Source organism: Shewanella sp. 10N.286.52.C2 (assembly GCF_002874545.1).
Taxonomy (GTDB): Bacteria; Pseudomonadota; Gammaproteobacteria; order Enterobacterales; family Shewanellaceae; genus Shewanella.
On record NZ_MCTV01000022.1, the window covers coordinates 1 to 19372 of the forward strand.

Below are 19372 nucleotides of genomic sequence, written 5' to 3' on the forward strand. Positions count from 1 at the left end.
ATGGTTTTTACTGTATACTCAAGTTTCTCACCCTTTTATTATATTGTTGAGTTTACGCCTTGAGATTCAACTGCTGCAATAATAGCGCGGTAATTTCAGCGGCCAGCTCGTTTTCTCCAATCTCATTGAGTATTTCAATCGCGCACTCTGCAGTGCATAACCCCCCTTCTACTTGATTGCGCCTTAATTGATATAAAGATGCATGTTTCGGCGTTAAGCTGACTTTTTCAAGCGCCTGTAAATAAGGGCTGCGGTTATACATTTTGCGCGCTTCTTGCCAGGTGGCATCGATGATCACTAGCGCATCAAACTGAGCTAAAGCTGACGGTTTAGAAGTAGTAGATGAAGGGATAACTGCAGCCTTAGACGACTTTTCTGAAAAAGCCTCATCATCAACCTTTAACGGGTTTGTCTCCTCTTCAGATGGGAACACTAAAGCCACTTTTCCTGAGGCGATCATTTGCAATAACTCATCACTTGGGGATTTACGTTGCCAAGTGATCACCGGCGCAGCATCAGCCAAGACTTGCGTAACCCACTGGCCAGTATTGGTTGCTCTGGTTAGCTCTCGCTCATGGGTTAATAACACTATTTTCATATATAAAGTTTCACAGTTTTCAAAATATCGAATCTCTGCCAAACAGTTCTGGCAGCTTAATTTTACTAGCTTACAGGATTGCATTTTGCAGGCCTACTGCTCTGCAGCCATTCGCTGCTTGCGCTAATCATTGACTAATTATCAATTAATACAAAAAATTAATCCTCAGGCTGCATCAATAATTTTTGTAACTAACTGGCTATCTTTGTGCCGCGAGGCTTGAGTGTTTTGTAACATTCAGTAAAAATTGCTTTTCTCAATACGTTAATTACACAATTGGCTGTTATCATAGCGCTAACAACTAATTTTTATCATTTGGTGAGTCATTTCACCCCAAAGAGCATTCAATGAAGTTAAAAATACTAGCAGGGATAGCACTATTTACTAGCTTTTCTACCCAAGCCGCTTGGTGGGTGGAACCTACAGACTTGCCGCTTAGAGCAGATATACAATTACTTTCTGATACTGGCGTTATTATTCAGCCTGTGACTACCTTTCCTTTGATGTGGTCTGGGATAAAAAAAGATTTAGATAATGCTGCTGACAGCCCAATGTCGGTGCATCAAAAAGATGCTTATCATCGTGTGATGCGCGCTTACAATAAAGATCATCAAGCTGTGACTTTAGGTGCCAGCTTAAGTGGCGCCAATGAAAAAGCTCGCTTTATTGGTTACGGTAATGACTATCGCGACAAAGCTGAAGTTGAATTTACAGCAGAAGTCACCCAAGACTGGTTTAGTGGCCGCTTAGCAGCGAGTTACCATTACGACTCAGCAGATGGCAATGAAACTCGCCTAGATAATAGCTTTGCAGCAGTCAAACTGGGTAACTGGATTGTCACTGGCGGCGCAGTGCAAAAATATTGGGGCCCAAGTTGGGACTCAGGTTTAATCCAAACCACCAATGCCAGACCTATGCCAGGCATTACCTTTTCTCGTAATGACAGTAATGCCTTTGAAACCCCTTGGTTAAACTGGGTTGGTCCGTGGACCTTTACCACCAGCTTTAGCCAAATGGAAAGTGATCGCTATGTGCCTGACACCCAGCATTGGGGCGCTCGTGGTACCCTAAGACCCATTTCAAAATTAGAAATTGGCTTTTCTTGGACCATGCAATGGGGCGGTGAAGGCTACGGCAACAGCTTGTCTGATTGGTGGGATGGCTTATTTAATGGCGGGATGTCTGAAGGTGAGCTTGAAAACGGTCAAGAAAACATGCTCGCAGGTTACGATTTTAGATGGTCTGATACCGCTTGGGGCGTACCTTATGGTATTTACTACGAGCGCATCCACGAAGACTATCACAATGGCAAACATAAGCTGATTAACGCCTCAAACATGGGTGGGGTTGATGTTTTTATTGCCTCACTTAACACCCGTTTTTTTGCTGAATACTCAGATACTGCAGCTGCCTGTGGCGAAGACTCTAACGTCTACAACTGCATGTATGAACACGGCTTTTATAAAAGTGGTTATCGTTACTATGGCCGCAGCTTAGGCAGCACCTATGATAATGATTCTCGCGTTGTGGTGTTAGGTGGTATTACTCAACTACAACATAGCCAAAGCTTATCGACTAAGTTTCGTTATGCCAAACTTAACTTTGATGGGGTAGACACTGGTAACCCAACTGGTGGAAATCCGGTATCCCCTGGCCGTTATGAGCGTTTGTTGCAGCTTGATGCCAGTTACCACCGACCATTTTATGAAGGTAAGTTAAAACTTGGCGGCACTGTTGGCTACAGTGAGTATCCTGAAGTTGATACCAGCAGCGATTGGGAAACCACCGTTTACGCTGGTTGGGAACGCGATTTTTAATTGCTAATCACAATAGCAAATTAACACACTGAAATATAATAAAGCCCATCATTTGATGGGCTTTTCTGTATTTCCTATGTAACTAAAGCTAAAACAGACTCTTTAAACTACAAACCTTTATCTTCCCATTGCTGCTTTTTACGATAGATAGTCGAAGGGCTTACATCTAATAAACCCGCGGCTTTTGGAATATTACCGTCACATTGCTCAATAGCGGTTTCAATGGTCATTTTTTCGATTAACCACAATGGCTGTATATCATCATCAACGACCTGAGTTTGTTGATTAGGAGCTGTTTCTGTTGTTTTTTGTAGGGCCTGTTGAGCCGCATTTTCAAAGCCTGACTCGCTTGCATAATGCGCCTTTGCCTCTACTGGTGCGGCTGAGGTGTTTAAATCTGTCATCGACAATGACACTGCGGTGCTCATTTGCGCAGTCATTTGCGCAGTCATTTGCGCAGGTAACATGGCCAAAGACACTTCTTCGGCTGTGTTAAGCACTACAATTTGCCTGATCACATTCTGCAGTTGACGCACGTTACCTGGCCATGGGTAATTGACAAAGCAACGTTCAACTTCGGTAGAGAAACGTTTAAAAGATTTGCCCTCTTCTTTGCTGTATTGCTTCAACAGCTTTTTAGCAATAGACATCACGTCTTTGCCCCTTTGTCTTAAAGGCGGCAGTTCTATAGGGATAACATGTAAGCGATAATATAAATCTTCCCGAAAGCGTCCTTCTTGCACTTCTTTCCATGGGTCTCGGTTGGTGGCACTAATAAAACGCACATCAACTTTTTCTTCTTTAGTGCCGCCTACACGCTGAAATACCCCAGTTTGAATAAAGCGTAGCAATTTACTTTGCAACTCTAAATCCATTTCACACAGTTCATCAAGAAACAAAGTGCCACCATCAGCACGAGTTGCTGCGCCATCACGATTACTCACAGCGCCAGTAAACGCACCTTTGGTGTGACCAAAAATTTCGCTTTCAATTAAATCTTTCGGAATTGAGGCGCAGTTTAAAGCAATAAAAGCTTCTTGTGCTCGTGTTCCTGCTTGATGGATCGCTTGGGCGCAAACCTCTTTACCTGTGCCACTTTCGCCCATCACAAACACTGACGCTTTACTGTTGGCCACGCAATCAATGGTGTTATATACGGTTTGCATGGCTAAGGAGTCACCAATAAAGCCATGAAAATTGGTTTTTGGGAGGCTATTTTCATAATTGGTCACAAGTGCCAATAAGTCTTTTTGCTTCAGAGCATTACGCACAGTAATCGCCAACCTTTTACTATCAAAAGGCTTAACTAGAAAATCAAACGCACCGGCGCGCATGGCATCTACGGCTAAATCAATGGTGCCATAAGCAGTGATCATAATGACGGTGATCTGCGTGTAGTCTTGCTGCACTTTGGTCAAAATATCCATTCCCGACATATCCGGCAATTTAATATCTAACACTAATAAGTCTGGTTGTTTACGGGCAAGTTCTTTTAATGCATCTTCACCAAAATTAACCAAGGTGACTTCGGCGCCTTCGGCACAAAGGTATTCGCTGTACAATGCGCCTAATGACATACTATCTTCTACAAGAACGGCACTAAATCCCATGGGTAACTTCCTTATTTAATTATTTATGACCGATATCAAATCGTTGCTCAATTAACGTCAAGCTTTGCTCAGCAACCACAAATATCTGCTCAAATAATGCGGCTAAAGGTTCATCTTCGGTTCTGGCTGCGGCCTCAAGTAAAATGGCTACTTCAGATAACTTTTGCGCCCCAAAACTGCCTGCACTACTTTTAATGGTATGAACTTGATCTTCAATCTCTGCTCGGCTTCCATTGGCAGTGATGGTTTTTAAAATATCGATACGCATCTTAGTTTCATTATGAAATACCTTCATCATTTTAACTAAGCTTGCTTCACCTACCGCTTTTAGTAACTCATCAAACACCTGCTGATCCAACAACACATCATCAGCTATTGTTTCATTTATGGTTTCAGTTATAGTTTCATGTGTGGTTTCAGCTATTAAGCCGTTTGAGGTGTCAGCTAATAGGATTTCATTTACCTCAGCTGTTGGCTTAATGTGAGTTTCTTTCTCTGCTGCAATATAACTAACCTCGTCACTAACCTCATGAGTTATTTCCATCGCGTCATTAGCATTGCCCTTCACCTGAGTTAACCAGTAATTTATCCCAGAGATCAAATCCTGCTTTTTAACCGGCTTACCAATAAACCCAAGCATGCCGGCGTCTTTACATGCTGCAACCTCTTCACTGAATACGTTGGCTGACATGGCCAAGATAATTTGATCAGGCTTACTGGCTAAAATTTTACGGCACGCTTCAAGGCCATCCATTTCAGGCATACGAATATCCATCAAAATTAAATCAAACTCTTGCTTTAACCCTATCTCTACCGCTTCTACACCGTTATTAGCATAGGTCATGACTGCGCCGCTATTGGTCAATATCGTACCTGCGACCATTTGGTTTACTGGGCTATCTTCTGCGAGTAATAATTTACAGCCATCAGGCAGGGTTAATTTACTTTCAATGATCTGCTTATCACTCTTTTCTACATTACTGGCATTACTGATTAAGCTTAGTAATATCTCTCGGCTTAACGGCTTGCTGACAGACTCGACTATGCCTAAGTCAGTACTGCGCGCCTGCACTTGTGTATTCACCCCAGATAACAAAGCCGTGATATAGCCTGTCTTAGTCAAATAGCGATTTGATAAGCCCTCTACGCTTTGATGTTCACAGTCTAAAATACAGCTTTCATCGAGCATGATGACATCAAATTGGCCGTTGTTGCTTGATTGACTATCAAGCTCGCTGAGCTGATGCGCAAAGCATGTCTCGACGCCATATTGGCGGTATTGCTTTTCAATTAACTCACAAAGGGTCATATCGGGGTGAATCACTAACACCCGAGGCGCTGTTGATAAAGCAATATCAACAGTTGTTATTTCAGCAGGTTCATCAAGTACCACAGTTAATGTAAACTCACTTCCTTGGCCTAGTTGGCTTTGAACGCTGAGGTTGCCCCCCATCATTTTAGCCAGTTCAGAACATATGGCTAAGCCTAAGCCTGTACCTGCATAACTGGTGGTATGCGTGTCATGAACCTGAGAAAACTCTCTAAATAACTTCTGTTGTGATATTTCACTGATCCCAATGCCTTGATCTTTTACCTTACAGCTCAGTTGCACCTTGCCGTTATCGCGGTTGATAATCTCAATCTCAACAGCAATACACCCATCGGTTGAAAACTTAATCGCATTATCCACCAGGTTTTGCAGCACTTGCCTAATACGCTGCGCATCTCCGATTAAAATTTGCGGTACATCTCGGTCAATAACACTGCCAAGATGCACTCCTTTATCATGGGCTTTATGGGACAAAATCTGTAACACTTGCGCGACTAACTTATCAGGTTGAAACTCTTTAGCTTCCAGTTGCATTTGCCCAGCTTCAATCTTCGAGAAGTCCAAAATATCATTAATGGTACTTAACAAGACTGAGCCCGCTTCTTTAGCCGCGCGAGCATACATGCGCTGGCCCTTTTCAAGTTGAGAGTCTAAAAGCAAATCAACACTGCCAAGTACGGCATTCAGTGGTGAGCGAATTTCATGGCTCATAGTGGCTAAAAATCGTGACTTAGCTTCACTGCCCGCCTCTGCTTGCTCTTTGGCTAATCTTAATTCTTCTTCTCTGGATTTTTGCTCTGAAATATTGCGTAAAAAAGCGGTGAAGAACATTTCATCACCTAATTGAATGGGGATCACCCGCAATTCAACCGGAAACTCCTCGCCAGCTTTATTATGGGCAGGAACTTCGATGCGATTATTCAGCACAGGCCCTTCACCAGTGCGGCGGTGATGCTCCATGCCATTTTTATGGGCACTATGGAAACCTGCGGGAATAATTAAATCTTCCAGCCTTTCACCTAATGCCTCTTCGCGCTCATAGCCAAACAGTTTGACCGCCGCAGCATTAAACTCAACCACTCTGCCGCTAATATCAATAGAGATTAACGCATCATGGGTGGCTTCAATGGTTGCCACCAAAATAGATTGAGTTCTGGCAGCGGTTTGTTGCTCTTTTTTAAGTTCGGTTAAATCTTTGATAAAGCCTAAAAATAGAATCTCACCATCAATTTGCATTTTTGAAATGGTTAGCTCGATAGGAAATAAGCTGCCATCTTTATGCTGCGCTTTTAACTCACGACTGTTACCAATAATTTTTGCATCACCCGTTGTAAGATAATGCTTGATATAGCCATCATGCATAAAGCGATCTGCCATCGGCATTAAAATAGACACATTTTCATCAATAAGCTGTGCTTTTTCATAGCCAAATAACTTACTGACGGCATTATTCACTTCATTAATCACGCCGTTAACATCAATAATGACAAAGCCATCAGCCGCTGAATCTAATATGGTATTTAAGCGAACATTGGCACCTTGTAAATCACTGCGTTTTTCATCCAAGTTTTTAAGCATGGCATTAAAGGCGTTAGTCGTATCGGTGATATCTTGGGTGCCGGGCTCAACCACTTGCACCCCTGATTCCCCTTCAAGCACCCGCTTTGAGGCATGCTGAATATTAAAAATATGTCTGATGAGCTTAAGGCCCTGATACCAAGATAAAAATGAAATCAAAATGATCACTAAAATCATTAATGCGCTATATTTCAACGCCACTGCTTCAACGCTATTATCAAATTCATCGGTATTAACAAGTACGCTTATTTGAATGCCAGTGCCATTATTAGATACTGCCACCACCTCAACCGTATGCTCTTTTGGGGTCACAGCTTTAATGATCTCAAACATGCCTTGGCCATTACGCTGAGCCGAATACAATAGCTTATCTGCTTTGGATACTTCGATTGAATCAATATGGCTAATGTGGTGGGCTTCTAAAGATTGTTTAAGCAGTAAGATGGACTCGCGGGCCTTATCAGGGTTAATACTATTAGCCACCAGCTGCGCTGCAAGTTGAGCTTGCTGCCTTGCTTCTTGCTGATTGGTCTCTTTGATAACAGCTAAACTATTAACAATTAGCATCAGTAATAGTACGACTTGCATTAATCCAATGGCAATTATCGCTTTTAATCTAAATGACAAATTCCTTCTCCTGATGCATTTTGCAAACAGCGCTGTTTAACCCTGTCAAAAATCTATTCCAAAGCAAATGTTTACTACATTATTACTCACTATGAATTACCTGTTCGCATTTTGCAAAAAATTATTCCCAATCTGAAAATGCAAATAGTAAATCTTACTAGAAAGCTGTTTAACCACCTGATTTTATTATTTAAAAATTATGGAACAGCTTTTGCTTTAATAAGTTATTAAACAAACTTAATAGAGAATCGCCATGCAAAATGCTAATGCGTCAACGTCGACTATCTCCATCCTGTTAGTGGAAGACACATTCAGTGAACGCTATTACATTGCCAGTTTAATTCAAAGTTTTCAGCCGGAAAATGTACAGTTTGAGATGGTGCAATGTGAAGATGGCTTAACGGCACTGGAGAAGTGCCGTACCCAGCAGTTTGACTTAATTGTCAGCGACTGGCGCATGCCTAGGATGAACGGTGTTGAGCTGTGTAAAAGACTAAAGACCAAAACAGATCCCGGTTACTTCTTGCTTTTAACCGGTAACGATCAAACTCAAGACATGATTTATGCTATGGACTCAGGTGCTGATGATTACATTACCAAACCTTTTTTGGCCTCAGTATTAAAAGTCAAAATTCAAGCTGCAGTAAGGCTCATTCAAGCAAAAAAGTCGGTACTTGAAAGTAAGCAACAGCTGCAAAGTTTACTTTCTCAAAAACAGTCTGAACTGACCCAAGCTGCGATTTTGCAGCAATCCTTACTGCCAAAAAATAATTTAGCCTTCAATAATTGGACTATCCGACATTATTTTGAACCCGCAGAGGAACTTGCAGGCGATATTTTGCAATGCTTTGAAATTGATGAACAGTGGATAGGCTTCTATGTTATCGATGTATCGGGTCACGGTGCCAGTGCTGCTATGCTCAGTTTTACCCTCGCCCAAGGCTTATCACCCCAAAGGATGAACTGGCAGCAATCGCCAGAAAAGGTCATGAATGCCTTAAACAATCTCTTTGATGATCCTGGTAATTTGGGCCAGTTTGCCACTGTAATGATAGGTAAAATCAATATAAACACCCATGAATTACAACTGTGTAATGCAGGTCACCCATTACCATTAATCATTTCTAAACTCGATGTGCAAAGCATCGATGTGCCCACAGGTATGCCAATTGGTATTGATAAACACTGCCAATACCAAAGTGGTCAATACCAACTTTACCCGGGTGAGCAACTACTGCTGTTTTCAGATGGCGTGTATGAAGTTAATCATCCAAAGTTTGGCATGTTTGGCTTAGAGCGCTTAAAACAGCGCTGCTTATCAGCTAAAGCCATGCCAGCGGCGAATTTATTGAGTCACTTAAGTTACTTACTCAACCTTTGGCAGCAGTCGCAACCCCAAGATGATATGTCACTGCTACTATTTACCGCACCCGATTAAAAAGTTATAGCAATCATTGTGATGATAACTGTATGCCAATTATTGCTGATTATAGAGTTAGATTTAGAACGAAGATAAGCACTTAAATTAACAGCTTATATTTTTGAATTAACCCACAGTGACCCACAGCTTAAGGAGTTAATATGAATAACACTCAATTGAACATAAGCATCAATTCAATGACAGCAGATCAAGTTTATGACGAACTAGAACAGTTTTTGATCAGCAATAAGGTTGAGCCATTACAACGCTTCAAACTCATCAGTTGTGCACTCGAAGCCACCAATAATGTGCAACAGCACAGCGCTGATGACGCTGAAGATATTAAGCTGTTATTACAGAAAAACGATAACAAGTTGATTATTGATATATTAGATAACTCAAACTTTACCCCACTAGCCCCCCCTAGCACTTGTCCTAACAAACACAAAGCCAACGGCCGCGGCTTATGGATAATGCATCAATGGATGGATCAGGTGCAGCAACAGGCAACGGTATTAGGCACTCACTTGAGATTAAGTATAAACTTGGGCTAATGCTTTGGGCGGAATTTAAACCAATAGCGACACACCTTTGATAAGCATTAGCGATAACAACATAGTTAATCCAGCTTTGCATGGCTAAGGATGCCAATTCGCCGATTTCAACTTACTGAATAATGTTCAGTCCATTCGGGTAATAAAGGTTTGCTCGTCATCCACAAAAGCCACAAAGCCGCCGTGATAGATAAATACCCGACCACGCCCCTCAACTATGCAGGCAAGTTGTGGGTTCAAATCTTCTTCGTTATCCTGACGTTGAAAAGTGCCAGTATCTGTGATTACGCCGCTGAGTGCAGGCAAATATCCATAAGTGCGCTTGGCTTGATCAATCAGGTTCAATTCGCTGGCGGTTGAGAAGCAAAAGGGGATCGCACCAGCTTCTTCAATATATAAAGTTTTAAGTTCTTCAAAAGCTGTAATCACCAGCCAGTCGATGCCGTTAACATGATGGATAAACATAGATTTTCTCGGTTATTCTAATGCGGATATTTTATCACTACTAGGAAAGAACCTAGTAGATATTTAGTTGCTAAAGTTATGTCCAGACATTCATAAACCAACTTGAAATACGTCTTTGCCCAAATACAAGTTAGCAAACACTCTATATCAAACAATCCATATCAAACCAAAGCCGTTTTATCGAAAATTCATATTATCTGTACTTAGGCTGACCCTTCCCTGCAATATAAACTAAATCAATACTGCGAATTGCAAATACTAGGTCGTGAAGTTGTAATCAGTGCTTTTGCATTCTGCAACGACATAGTTTTAAACCGCAATTAAAGCTTAGCAATAAGCAACACACAGCCAGACGACAGCAAAACAAAACCTCAAACCACTGATTAATAACAACTAAATAATTGGCACGCATCCTGCTAACTATAGATTAAGCAGAGGATAAATGATTAATCCACCCATTCAATTTTAGACGTCATTTATCTCATCACGATTTAGTTAATCAAAGTTAGCGCATCAATAGATGTTTAGGAGCAGGTTATGAAATTTGAAATCAAAGTAGCCCAACATGCAAGTGTAGTAACATTACCTATCAGAATGTTTATGGCTCATACCCCAACTTACCGAGCGGCACTGGTTGATTATATTGATAGAGGCCATACCCGCTTAGTTATCGACATGCAGCATTTAGAGTACATCGATTCAAGTGGCTTATCTGTGCTTATCTCCGCCCGTAATCAAGCGCTTAATTATCAAGGCAACATCGTATTACTGTCACCTAGTCCTGCGGTACGTTCATTAATTGAATTAACGCGCCTACACCATATTTTTGAGATTTTTGAAACTGAGGCGTTAGCGTTAGATTTTTTGCGTCATAGCAGCATTGTTGAACCCTCTGACTTTGATGAACAAATCATCTCAGAGTTAGCAAGCTAAGCAGGAACCACTAAATCACGGACGTAAAGGGGAACAGAAATGAACATATTCAAATCACTACTTTCTATCGCTATTATCGCAGGCTTAACCGCTTGCGTGACCCCTATGCAACCAGCTGAGCAAGATGTTTGTGATTTAGAGCAGCAACTCACTAGCTGCCATTACTTTGGCCAAAAAACGCCTTATAACAGAAAGGTCAGCGCTGTGACCTCAAACCATACGACTTTCCCTACTGCGCCAATTTTCGGTAATAAGTCGATGGTGGTTGATACCCAGCAAGCGTTGTCATTATCTGTAGGGGATAAAATTTCGGTAAAAATACTCAATGGTGATGAATTTAGTAAAGATGTGGAAGTAGATGCCGACGGCAATATCTATCTGCCTTATTTACCGCCAATTTCAGTTACAGGACTGACTCTTAATCAATTAAACAATCAAATCAGAAACATATTAATCGATGAAAATCTGATGTTGGCCCATGCGGTGCGTATCAGTATATTACCTATTAGCTGGGCACCTATTGAAATCACCACCTCTGGCGCAGTATTTGAGCCAGGTCAGCACATGATCAACAAAAAACTCCCCATTGAACTTAAAGATGATGGCAGTAACTTTGCTGGTGACCAAGCCATTCAGCGTAATGTAGCCGCCGCGGTGAAGTCTTCTGGTGGGGTGCGCCCAGATGCTGATATTTCAGCAATTAAGGTCATCCGTAATGGTCAGGTTTTCAATATGGATTTACGTGGTATGCTAACGGGAGAGAAAGTACCAAACATGACTTTAATGGCTGGCGATCATGTACATGTTCCTTCGACGCATTCATTTAATGATCAATTAGCCAGACCTTCTCAGTTGACAACACCAGGGATCAGGGTATTTATGTCAAACTTAACGCAACCTGCAAGTTCAAATAGTCAGTCAGCAGTAGACCGTGAAGCAACACGCTTTCCTTACGGCACCCGCTTGCTAAATGGCGCCATTGCGGCCAACTGTGTCGGTGGTGCCCAAACCACCAATGCCAGTCGTTACGTTATCCTAGTGACTAAAAATCCATTATCTAATCAAATAGATATTGTCGAACGCTCAATTGATGGCTTAATTCAAACGGCCTGGAATAATGAATCAAACCCAGTATTACTCCCCGGTGATGGACTTGCCTGTTATGACTCTCGCGTAACTAATATCCGTGAAATAGCCAGAACAGTAACTGAATTGGTCGTGCCAACAACCCTTATCGGATGGTTGTAAGGAGACAATAATGAGCCAAGGAAACTGCAAAAGCGGCAAAGGCGAACAGAGCCAGAAACAAGCAGACTCTGGGGCAGGGGCGCACACAAGCTCCAGTGCTGATACTGACGTTAAGCTTGAAAATGAAACCCAAAGCGCACAAAACACTGACATCGAAACAGAGCAAGTTTACGCCAGCTTTTCTGAACTTGCCTATTTATATTGGATTAAACGCGCCACATTAGAAGGCAGCCACTTAACCCCTAAAGCCCGTAAACGCCTGTACATCAAAACAGCCTTGATATCACTGCTCATTGTCTGGCTGTTGGTGGCTGTTTTTATCGCGCTAACCCCCACCAAATACGAAAGTAAATGGGTGGTCATATTACCTGGGGTCGCAGCGGGGTCTTCCCTAAGCCTTGACAGCCTTGGTCAAGCAAGTAGCTCCAATAGCTCGCCTTATATGAGCTCGGCCATTGATCCAAGAGAGAATTTTAAAGCGATTTCCATGAGCAGCTTGCTGATGCAAACCGCTGCGTTTTATTTAAAAGTGCCTAGCAATGAAATACCAAAACCCAAACTTAAACTCCCCAGTCAAACGGGCTTAATGGAGTTTAGTATTAATGGCGCATCGCCAGAGCAAGCTCAAAAACGTGGCTGGGCTATGTATCGTTCTTTACAAGACATTCTTGATGATCTGCGTTTTGATGAAAATAGCCTGCGCGAGCGAGGTATTCAACGTAGCCTGAAAAGCTATAACGCCCGAGTAAAGCAAACTCAAAAGCAATTACTGGATTTTCAATCTGAGCGAGGCCTAATAACCCTTGATCAGTTTAAAGAGTTAGCCATCACCATTGAGCGCTTACGCCATAGTAAAGTGACCCTTTCAGCGTCACTGCAAGGTTTAAATGCCAGCTATGAACTCTATGAAAAACACCTTGGCATTAATGACTCACAAGCTGCGATTTTACTCAAACTCAACAATGATAAGCTGTTTCAGCAGTTACTTGAAAAACACAACACCGCCAATACCACTTACATTGAAAATGCTGGGCGCTTGGGTCGTCGTCACCCGACATTAGTCACCCTAAAAGCAGAGTTAGACAGTATCTTCGATAGTATGAAGCAGCGCTTTAATACCATTATTGGATTTCAAGATGAGAAAATTTTAATGATGCTAACGGTGGATGATGTTGATGGCCGCGCAGTGATGATGCAAGAGTTCATTACCATAGCCTCAAAACGACAAGCGACGCAATCAGAAGTAGATTCACTGATCGCGCAAATTGATCAGTGGGAGCTACGCTTGCAGCACAGTAACGATGATGCCGCCAAGCTTGCAGATTTACAACGTGAACACCAGTTAGCCACTACGGTATTAACCTCTGCGATGGCAAAATTGGATGTGGGTAAATCAGATATCTACTCGGCTTACCCCATGTTGCAATTATTTTCGCCGCCGAGTTTAGCTCATTCTCCCAATAAATTAGCCAGCATACTAATTATCTTTGGTGGGTTAAGCGCTTCTTTCATGTTACTGCTAGGGTTGAGCATTTTATGGATCCGCAAACCATTGTTGCGCAAAATGTTGACGAAAAAATAATATACAACAGCATTGTTTATAGTTATTTATTTTGGCTGTTTGGTGCTTTATATGTCATTGCACCTGTGATTGCATGGGTGCTATTTGCACGCTTACTTTATAAAAAAATTTCAGGTCAGCAAACATATAGAATTAGCATCAGCCATTATGTATGGGTGTTTGGCATGTTGTTCATGCTTATTGCCTTAGTGGTCGGCCACCTCGATTTTGGCTTAGGTATTGGCAAATTAATTAAATCATCTATTGGCTGGGCCAAAGGCTGGGCCTTACTGGCAATATTTCCGCTTATTGGCTGCTTATCTATTCGGCCTGAAATTATTTATCGCGCCTGCTGCAGAGTCTGCAAACATACTATTTTGCTGTTCCCGCTGTTTTTAATTGCTTGGAAAGTTGGCTTGCCCAGCACCTTATATGTGTCGCCACTGAGCATTATTGGTGGCCCAGGGCCTGAGTTTTTCAGCGTCAGTTTATATGAAATCGACCCTGGCAGCGGCGTTCCCCGCTGGCGTCTGTTTACCCCATGGGCACCGGCATTAGGCATGCTAGGTAACTTATATTTTATTTTTGCCGTACAAGAAAAGGGTTCACGTTGGAAAAAGTGGGGCATTGCAGGCAGTTTACTGATGGTATTAATGTCGCAATCCCGTCTTGGCTTGGTGTGTTATTTCGCCTTAATCGGCTTTTTCACCCTATTTAAACTTGTGCGCTCACCTTTACTGTACTTTTTACTTAGCCCGTTAATGTTACTTATTGGGGTTGTCGGTGAAGCAACTATCAACAAAATACAAATCAGTATTGCCGCCATAAAAGCTGCCCGCGCCGATTCAACTCGCGTTCGTCAAGCTTTGGCTGATATTGCCGTTGAAAGGTGGATGAATGAAGCGGTGATCTTTGGCCATGGTATCGTTGAGCGAGGGCCGCACATGGTGGAATACATGCCCATAGGCTCGCATCATACTTGGTATGGATTATTGTTTGTTAAAGGCGTTGTCGGCGCTGTAGCGTTAGCAATTCCGATGTTAGTCACCTTCTTGATATTATTGATCCGATTATTTAGTCAGCCTATGGCCAGAGTCGGCATGGCAATTTTACTGATGTTAAGTTTATATACCTTCGGCGAGAATTTAGAAATTCTAGCCTATTTATTTTGGCCGGGATTAATTGTATTAGGTATGACGCTGCGAGCTGAAGAGCCTGAAGCCGTACTCAAAAAAGCCGCTGCCTTGAAGGACTAATCATTGTGTTTTGTTACCTAAGTGGTAACAAAACACTGTCATCACAGCGGCTATGGCTTACGCCATTAAATAATTTTTATCACTTGATCAAATGCAAGACGCGACTTAGGTAAGCTGGCATTGTAATCTTCATCACTATGATGGTAACCGATAGCTAAACCAACATAGCATTCATAACCATCTAATTCTTCGGCAAAAATATCACCGATAAGTTTACTATCAACCCCTTCCATTGTGGTCGAGTCGATACCTAAACGGGCTAAAGTATGCAAGGTGTTACCCAGTGCAAGATAAGCTTGAGAGCGTGTCCAGGCCTCGTTATTGCCCTGTGCATCGGTATTTAATTCAGCAAAAGAGTAACCACCAAAAGCTTGCTCACGATTTTCAGGTTTTGTGCGACCATCTTCAATGCCCTTATCAACCACTTTGGCATAATCGTCACGGGTATAGTGAGGGTTATGGGCAAATAAAATAATATGAGAACAGGCTTTAGCATGGGGCTGATTGAACTGATATTTATTGGCGAAAGTGTCGTGCATTCTTTGTTTTGCTGCATCACTTTCAAGCACAATAAACTTCCAAGGCTGTGAATTAATTGAAGATGCTGAAAGTCGCATCGCCTCACAGATCACCGCTAAATCTTCTTTTGAAACACGCTTTGAAGGATCATAACGCTTTGCTGTATAGCGATTGTTTAAGTCTTCAATAATTGGATGTGTCATATTTACTGTCTCCACTTTCATTAATATTCCCGGCTTTCATCCACGGGAAATGCAACTGCCGAATGCCATAAGTTATAAAGTATTCAATAAAATCATTACTTTGCTTAGCTAAGCTAAATAAACTCAAAACAAATGCTTATTTAATAAGTTACTTTTAACTTTTTATGTAAAAAACTTTTATTAATTAAGCACTTTATATGATTATAAGCTTATTTAACCCCGCCATAGCAAACAGAATTAAAATAACTTCCTAACGACATAAGAACGTTGATTATAGTCGCTAGATCCCTATGCTTAAAGGGGCTAATAGTTGTTACATTATCAACAATTTTTTGGTAATAGATGATTAAACCCCATAGCATGCACAGCTATCACCCCTCTTTAAGCGCTAACCGCTAAAGTGACGCAGAAGTCAGCCCTTGATAAGAGCTGATAAAAATGGATAACACTCACATAGATAATGGCAGCTGGTTACTGAGATAACTTCTGCTGCACATACGCGCACCAAGCCTTAGAGTGTCGATTTGGCACATCAGTGTCGCCCCTTACACCTAGCTTAAATTCAATCACCGACTGCCATTCATCTGAGCCTAAGTCAGGCCCATGACCTTGACCATCGCCTGAAATCAGTTGTTGATCTACTTGCTTAAACCAAGCTTGAGTACACAAGCTACTTTCAACTGCTGCAGTTGATTGCGCACTTGATTGCGCACTTGATTGCGCACTTGATTGCGCACTTGATTGCATAGTCGATTGCTCAGTTTGCTGCTTTGGCACATCTTGGCTACAGCCTGATAAAGTTAATCCAGCTAACAAGGTTAAGCTCGCTGGCAGCAAACCCATGCTCATCAATAAAGAGGTCGATTTGTTCATTTGTCCATCCTGTTAGTTTTGCCTTTCACTCACTTGCCAATACACGCTGGCACCACTATTAGCTAGAGTGAATAGCTAAAGTGAATAGCTAAATCAATCCTAAACGGGTTAACGCCATACATCAAAGCAAACCAATGAAAAGCGCTTTGATGCTCTCAGTTAAAGTATTGCAAACTGCAACGGCCCTATCTCAATTTGCTAAAACACCTCAGCAGCACTTACCCCATAAAATAATAAAACCCAATTAAAACATACATATAAAAGTTGGCACGATAAGTGTAACTCCCCTTGTATGCAGTCAGCTAGTCCTAATTTGAATTTGCAAACAAGATCAAATTAGCTAACAAGATCAAGGGTACAAATAATGCAAACAACCACTAACTCACTAGGTCCTAAAACGACCGTCAATCAAATGCTGAATCAAGGCATTCGTACATTGGGTAAAAACCTAATGTGGTTGGCGAGTGCTCAGTTTAGTGGCCGTATTGTGAGATTAGCAGCTAGCGTGATAACCGCGAGATTACTGACACCAGAAATCTTCGGTCAAGTGGCCATTACCTTAACCCTATTTGAATTAATTTGTACTCCAACTCGCCGCATTACTTCAGCAGCACTTATTCGCATGAATGATACCGAGTTTAAAGACAACTTAGCCAGCGCCAATGTGATTAACTTCGGCGCCTGCCTTATTGCCTTTGCACTAATGAGTTTAATCAGCTTACCACTGGCTTATTACTACCAAGACAGCCAACTTGTTCTGCCTATCTTGTTTGTTGCCAGTAGTTATTTATTACTGCCATTTGGCATGTTGTACGCCACGGTGAACTTACGTAACAACAATATGCGTAAAGTGGCTAGCGCCAACCTTTGGCAAACCGTGGGCGATGGCATCTTAACTGCAATACTTGCACTGAGCGGCTTTGGCTTGTGGGCCATTATTATCCCTAAAGTGGTGATGGTATTGGTCTGGATTTACCTGCATAAAAATGGCAATCCGTTACCGACTTTTACCCAAAAAGCATCCGTTAAAAATGTTAAATCAATCCTTAGCTTTAGCATTCCGGTGAGCTCAAGCGATTTGATTAACACCCTAAGACAAAGCATTGATTATCTGGTCATTGGTTACTTCATGGGGGTTGAGGCTCTGGGGGTTTACTTCTTTGCTTACAACGTCAGCTTGGGGATCAGTTTAGGGCTAGTTCAAAGCTTTGGTACCGCGTTTTACTCGCACCTTTGTAGCGACGATAAAATCGCGAGCAATGTAGCAAATAGCCAACAAGTTGCTAAGCAGAAGTTTCGTCACAGTGTGATGGCCATTAGCGCGATTACCGCCCCTATCATCATCTTACAAACAACACTTGCGCCCCTTTACGTGCCATTTGTATACGGTGAGCAATGGTTAACAACCGATGCCATTTCAGTGTTCATCTTCTTATGTTTAAGCGGCCTTGTTCGCCCAATGGCAGAAGCCGCCAGTCAGTTATTACTTGCCCACGGCCATAGCCGTTTAAATTTCAAACTCAATTTAGCTATCACCGCTTTGTTAACCCTGGTGATCAGTGTTGCAAGTCAGTTCAGCTTAAGCACAGTCGCACTGAGTGTGATGGTGACTTACTTAATTATTATGCCTTGGCTTTGCTGGTACAGCAGCCGTATCTCATTTAATCAACCAACTGTTACAAACAGTTAAGGAAAACATTATGTCTCCTAGAATCTCAGTAGTAATGCCAGTTTATAACGTTGAACAGTTTGTTAAATCGGCTATTGAATCAGTATTAAAGCAAACCTATGACAACTTCGAGCTATTGATTGTTGATGATCGCGGTGATGATAATAGCATGCAAATATGTAAACAATTTATCGGCGATCCAAGAGTACATATCATCCGTCATCAAACCAACAAAGGTTTAGCAGCGGCAAGAAATACCGGCATCCGTCATTCATTAGGTGAGTTTGTGGCCTTTATTGATTCTGATGATTTATGGCACCCTGAAAAACTACAGCGCCATGTGGTGCATTTAGATAAGAACCCCAACGTTGGATTAAGTTTTTCACGCTCAAGCTTTATTGATTATCAAGGTAAGTTTATCGATTTTTATCAAATGCCAAAACTTTTTGACATTGATGCTGCCCATTTATTATGCCGTAACCCTGTAGGAAATGGCTCAGCGCCGGTTATTCGCCGCAGCACCATAAACGACATACGCTTTCAGCCAGCAAGCAGTAAAAATCGCCACAGCTGCTACTTTGATGAGAACTTCCGCCAATCAGAAGATATTGAATGTTGGTTACGTATTGCTGCAACCACCTCTTGGGAAATTGAAGGGCTACCAGAGCCATTAACTTACTACCGCCTTAATCATGGTGGCTTATCAGCAAACCTTGAGAAGCAATATGCCTCATGGGAGAAAATGATTGAAAAAGCCCGTGGTTTTGCTCCTAAATTATTAAAGCAACATGAAGAGTCTGCTCGCGGGTTCCAATTACGTTATTTATCGAGACAAGCTATTCGCATTGGTGATGGCAGCGCTGCTGTAAAGCTGTTTAACCGCGCGATGAAAGCATCACCTAGCATTATAAGAAGTGAAACCTTTAAAACCGTCACCACCATGATTGCCGCATATGCGCAGTGGATAATACCTGCTTGGGGTTATATCGCTATCGAAGCTGTTGGGCAAAAATTTATCGGCATTTTACAAAAACTACGTATTTCACGTGACGGCGTTTCAAGTGAATTTATGCAACAAAGTAAATTGTAACCCGCAGCTCTTATCTCATCT

15 protein-coding genes are annotated in these 19372 nt (G+C 42.0%); 9 read left to right on the forward strand and 6 right to left on the reverse strand.

All coding sequences use genetic code 11. The annotated features are described in order from the left end of the window. Nucleotides 1–52: 52 nt before the first annotated feature. Nucleotides 53–682, reverse strand: coding sequence for a tRNA-uridine aminocarboxypropyltransferase (locus tag BCU94_RS08685; protein WP_102476157.1), 630 nt, complete (start codon nucleotides 680–682; stop codon nucleotides 53–55). A 263-nt stretch (nucleotides 683–945) separates the two neighbouring features. Between BCU94_RS08685 and BCU94_RS08690 the strand changes: the two genes are divergently transcribed. After that, nucleotides 946–2415, forward strand: a complete 1470-nt coding sequence (locus BCU94_RS08690) for a capsule assembly Wzi family protein (protein WP_102476158.1) — start codon at nucleotides 946–948, stop codon at nucleotides 2413–2415. Nucleotides 2416–2522: 107 nt separating this feature from the next. Here the strand turns inward: BCU94_RS08690 and BCU94_RS08695 are convergent, their stop codons facing one another. Further along, a complete protein-coding gene (locus BCU94_RS08695) occupies nucleotides 2523–4025 on the reverse strand; it encodes a sigma-54 dependent transcriptional regulator (RefSeq protein ID WP_102476159.1) in 1503 nt (500 codons plus the stop codon). Nucleotides 4026–4044: 19 nt separating this feature from the next. Continuing rightward, nucleotides 4045–7560 carry a PAS domain S-box protein gene (locus BCU94_RS08700; RefSeq protein WP_102476160.1) on the reverse strand — a complete coding sequence of 1172 codons (3516 nt, stop codon included), beginning with the start codon at nucleotides 7558–7560 and terminating at the stop codon, nucleotides 4045–4047. A gap of 253 nt (nucleotides 7561–7813) precedes the next feature. Here BCU94_RS08700 and BCU94_RS08705 point away from each other — a divergent pair, with 253 nt between their 5' ends. Together BCU94_RS08705 and BCU94_RS08710 are read left to right on the forward strand one after the other, a co-directional pair. After that, the gene (locus BCU94_RS08705) at nucleotides 7814–8998 is read left to right on the forward strand and encodes a SpoIIE family protein phosphatase (protein WP_102439626.1); all 1185 of its coding nucleotides are present in this window, start codon (nucleotides 7814–7816) and stop codon (nucleotides 8996–8998) included. 143 nt (nucleotides 8999–9141) lie between these two features. Beyond that, nucleotides 9142–9534, forward strand: a complete 393-nt coding sequence (locus BCU94_RS08710) for an ATP-binding protein (protein WP_102439627.1) — start codon at nucleotides 9142–9144, stop codon at nucleotides 9532–9534. A 126-nt stretch (nucleotides 9535–9660) separates the two neighbouring features. Here the strand turns inward: BCU94_RS08710 and BCU94_RS08715 are convergent, their stop codons facing one another. After that, a complete protein-coding gene (locus tag BCU94_RS08715; protein ID WP_102476161.1) occupies nucleotides 9661–9999 on the reverse strand; it encodes a cytosolic protein in 339 nt (112 codons plus the stop codon). A gap of 537 nt (nucleotides 10000–10536) precedes the next feature. Between BCU94_RS08715 and BCU94_RS08720 the strand changes: the two genes are divergently transcribed. Genes BCU94_RS08720 through BCU94_RS08735 form a run of 4 tightly spaced genes read left to right on the forward strand, consistent with a single transcriptional unit; the run spans nucleotide 10537 to nucleotide 14997 of the window. Beyond that, the gene (locus BCU94_RS08720) at nucleotides 10537–10932 is read left to right on the forward strand and encodes an STAS domain-containing protein (RefSeq protein ID WP_076542877.1); all 396 of its coding nucleotides are present in this window, start codon (nucleotides 10537–10539) and stop codon (nucleotides 10930–10932) included. A gap of 39 nt (nucleotides 10933–10971) precedes the next feature. Beyond that, nucleotides 10972–12180, forward strand: coding sequence for a polysaccharide biosynthesis/export family protein (locus BCU94_RS08725; RefSeq protein ID WP_102439629.1), 1209 nt, complete (start codon nucleotides 10972–10974; stop codon nucleotides 12178–12180). Between the two features lie 10 nt (nucleotides 12181–12190). Then, the gene (locus BCU94_RS08730) at nucleotides 12191–13762 is read left to right on the forward strand and encodes an exopolysaccharide biosynthesis protein (protein WP_241904981.1); all 1572 of its coding nucleotides are present in this window, start codon (nucleotides 12191–12193) and stop codon (nucleotides 13760–13762) included. Then, nucleotides 13717–14997 (forward strand): capsular biosynthesis protein, encoded by a 1281-nt coding sequence (locus BCU94_RS08735; RefSeq protein WP_102476162.1) that lies wholly within the window; start codon nucleotides 13717–13719, stop codon nucleotides 14995–14997. The genes BCU94_RS08730 and BCU94_RS08735 overlap by 46 nt, the downstream gene beginning before the upstream one ends. A gap of 65 nt (nucleotides 14998–15062) precedes the next feature. Here the strand turns inward: BCU94_RS08735 and BCU94_RS08740 are convergent, their stop codons facing one another. Together BCU94_RS08740 and BCU94_RS08745 are read right to left on the reverse strand one after the other, a co-directional pair. Then, nucleotides 15063–15719 carry an NAD(P)H-dependent oxidoreductase gene (locus BCU94_RS08740; protein ID WP_102439631.1) on the reverse strand — a complete coding sequence of 219 codons (657 nt, stop codon included), beginning with the start codon at nucleotides 15717–15719 and terminating at the stop codon, nucleotides 15063–15065. Between the two features lie 471 nt (nucleotides 15720–16190). After that, nucleotides 16191–16592 (reverse strand): hypothetical protein, encoded by a 402-nt coding sequence (locus BCU94_RS08745; protein WP_102476163.1) that lies wholly within the window; start codon nucleotides 16590–16592, stop codon nucleotides 16191–16193. A 364-nt stretch (nucleotides 16593–16956) separates the two neighbouring features. Here BCU94_RS08745 and BCU94_RS08750 point away from each other — a divergent pair, with 364 nt between their 5' ends. Both BCU94_RS08750 and BCU94_RS08755 read left to right on the forward strand, forming a co-directional pair. Continuing rightward, entirely contained in the window at nucleotides 16957–18282 is a 1326-nt protein-coding gene (locus tag BCU94_RS08750; protein ID WP_102439633.1) for an oligosaccharide flippase family protein, read from the forward strand. Between the two features lie 10 nt (nucleotides 18283–18292). Continuing rightward, nucleotides 18293–19351, forward strand: a complete 1059-nt coding sequence (locus tag BCU94_RS08755) for a glycosyltransferase family A protein (protein ID WP_102476164.1) — start codon at nucleotides 18293–18295, stop codon at nucleotides 19349–19351. The last annotated feature ends 21 nt before the right edge of the window (nucleotides 19352–19372 follow it).

Excerpts from the sequence above, each read along its gene's own strand:
- BCU94_RS08685 (WP_102476157.1), bottom strand. The coding sequence starts at position 682 with ATGCAATCCTGTAAGCTAGTAAAATTAAGCTGCCAGAACTGTTTGGCA.
- BCU94_RS08690 (WP_102476158.1), top strand. The coding sequence starts at position 946 with ATGAAGTTAAAAATACTAGCAGGGATAGCACTATTTACTAGCTTTTCT.
- BCU94_RS08695 (WP_102476159.1), bottom strand. The coding sequence starts at position 4,025 with ATGGGATTTAGTGCCGTTCTTGTAGAAGATAGTATGTCATTAGGCGCA.
- BCU94_RS08705 (WP_102439626.1), top strand. The coding sequence starts at position 7,814 with ATGCAAAATGCTAATGCGTCAACGTCGACTATCTCCATCCTGTTAGTG.
- BCU94_RS08710 (WP_102439627.1), top strand. The coding sequence starts at position 9,142 with ATGAATAACACTCAATTGAACATAAGCATCAATTCAATGACAGCAGAT.
- BCU94_RS08715 (WP_102476161.1), bottom strand. The coding sequence starts at position 9,999 with ATGTTTATCCATCATGTTAACGGCATCGACTGGCTGGTGATTACAGCT.
- BCU94_RS08720 (WP_076542877.1), top strand. The coding sequence starts at position 10,537 with ATGAAATTTGAAATCAAAGTAGCCCAACATGCAAGTGTAGTAACATTA.
- BCU94_RS08725 (WP_102439629.1), top strand. The coding sequence starts at position 10,972 with ATGAACATATTCAAATCACTACTTTCTATCGCTATTATCGCAGGCTTA.
- BCU94_RS08730 (WP_241904981.1), top strand. The coding sequence starts at position 12,191 with ATGAGCCAAGGAAACTGCAAAAGCGGCAAAGGCGAACAGAGCCAGAAA.
- BCU94_RS08735 (WP_102476162.1), top strand. The coding sequence starts at position 13,717 with ATGGATCCGCAAACCATTGTTGCGCAAAATGTTGACGAAAAAATAATA.
- BCU94_RS08740 (WP_102439631.1), bottom strand. The coding sequence starts at position 15,719 with ATGACACATCCAATTATTGAAGACTTAAACAATCGCTATACAGCAAAG.
- BCU94_RS08745 (WP_102476163.1), bottom strand. The coding sequence starts at position 16,592 with ATGAACAAATCGACCTCTTTATTGATGAGCATGGGTTTGCTGCCAGCG.
- BCU94_RS08750 (WP_102439633.1), top strand. The coding sequence starts at position 16,957 with ATGCAAACAACCACTAACTCACTAGGTCCTAAAACGACCGTCAATCAA.
- BCU94_RS08755 (WP_102476164.1), top strand. The coding sequence starts at position 18,293 with ATGTCTCCTAGAATCTCAGTAGTAATGCCAGTTTATAACGTTGAACAG.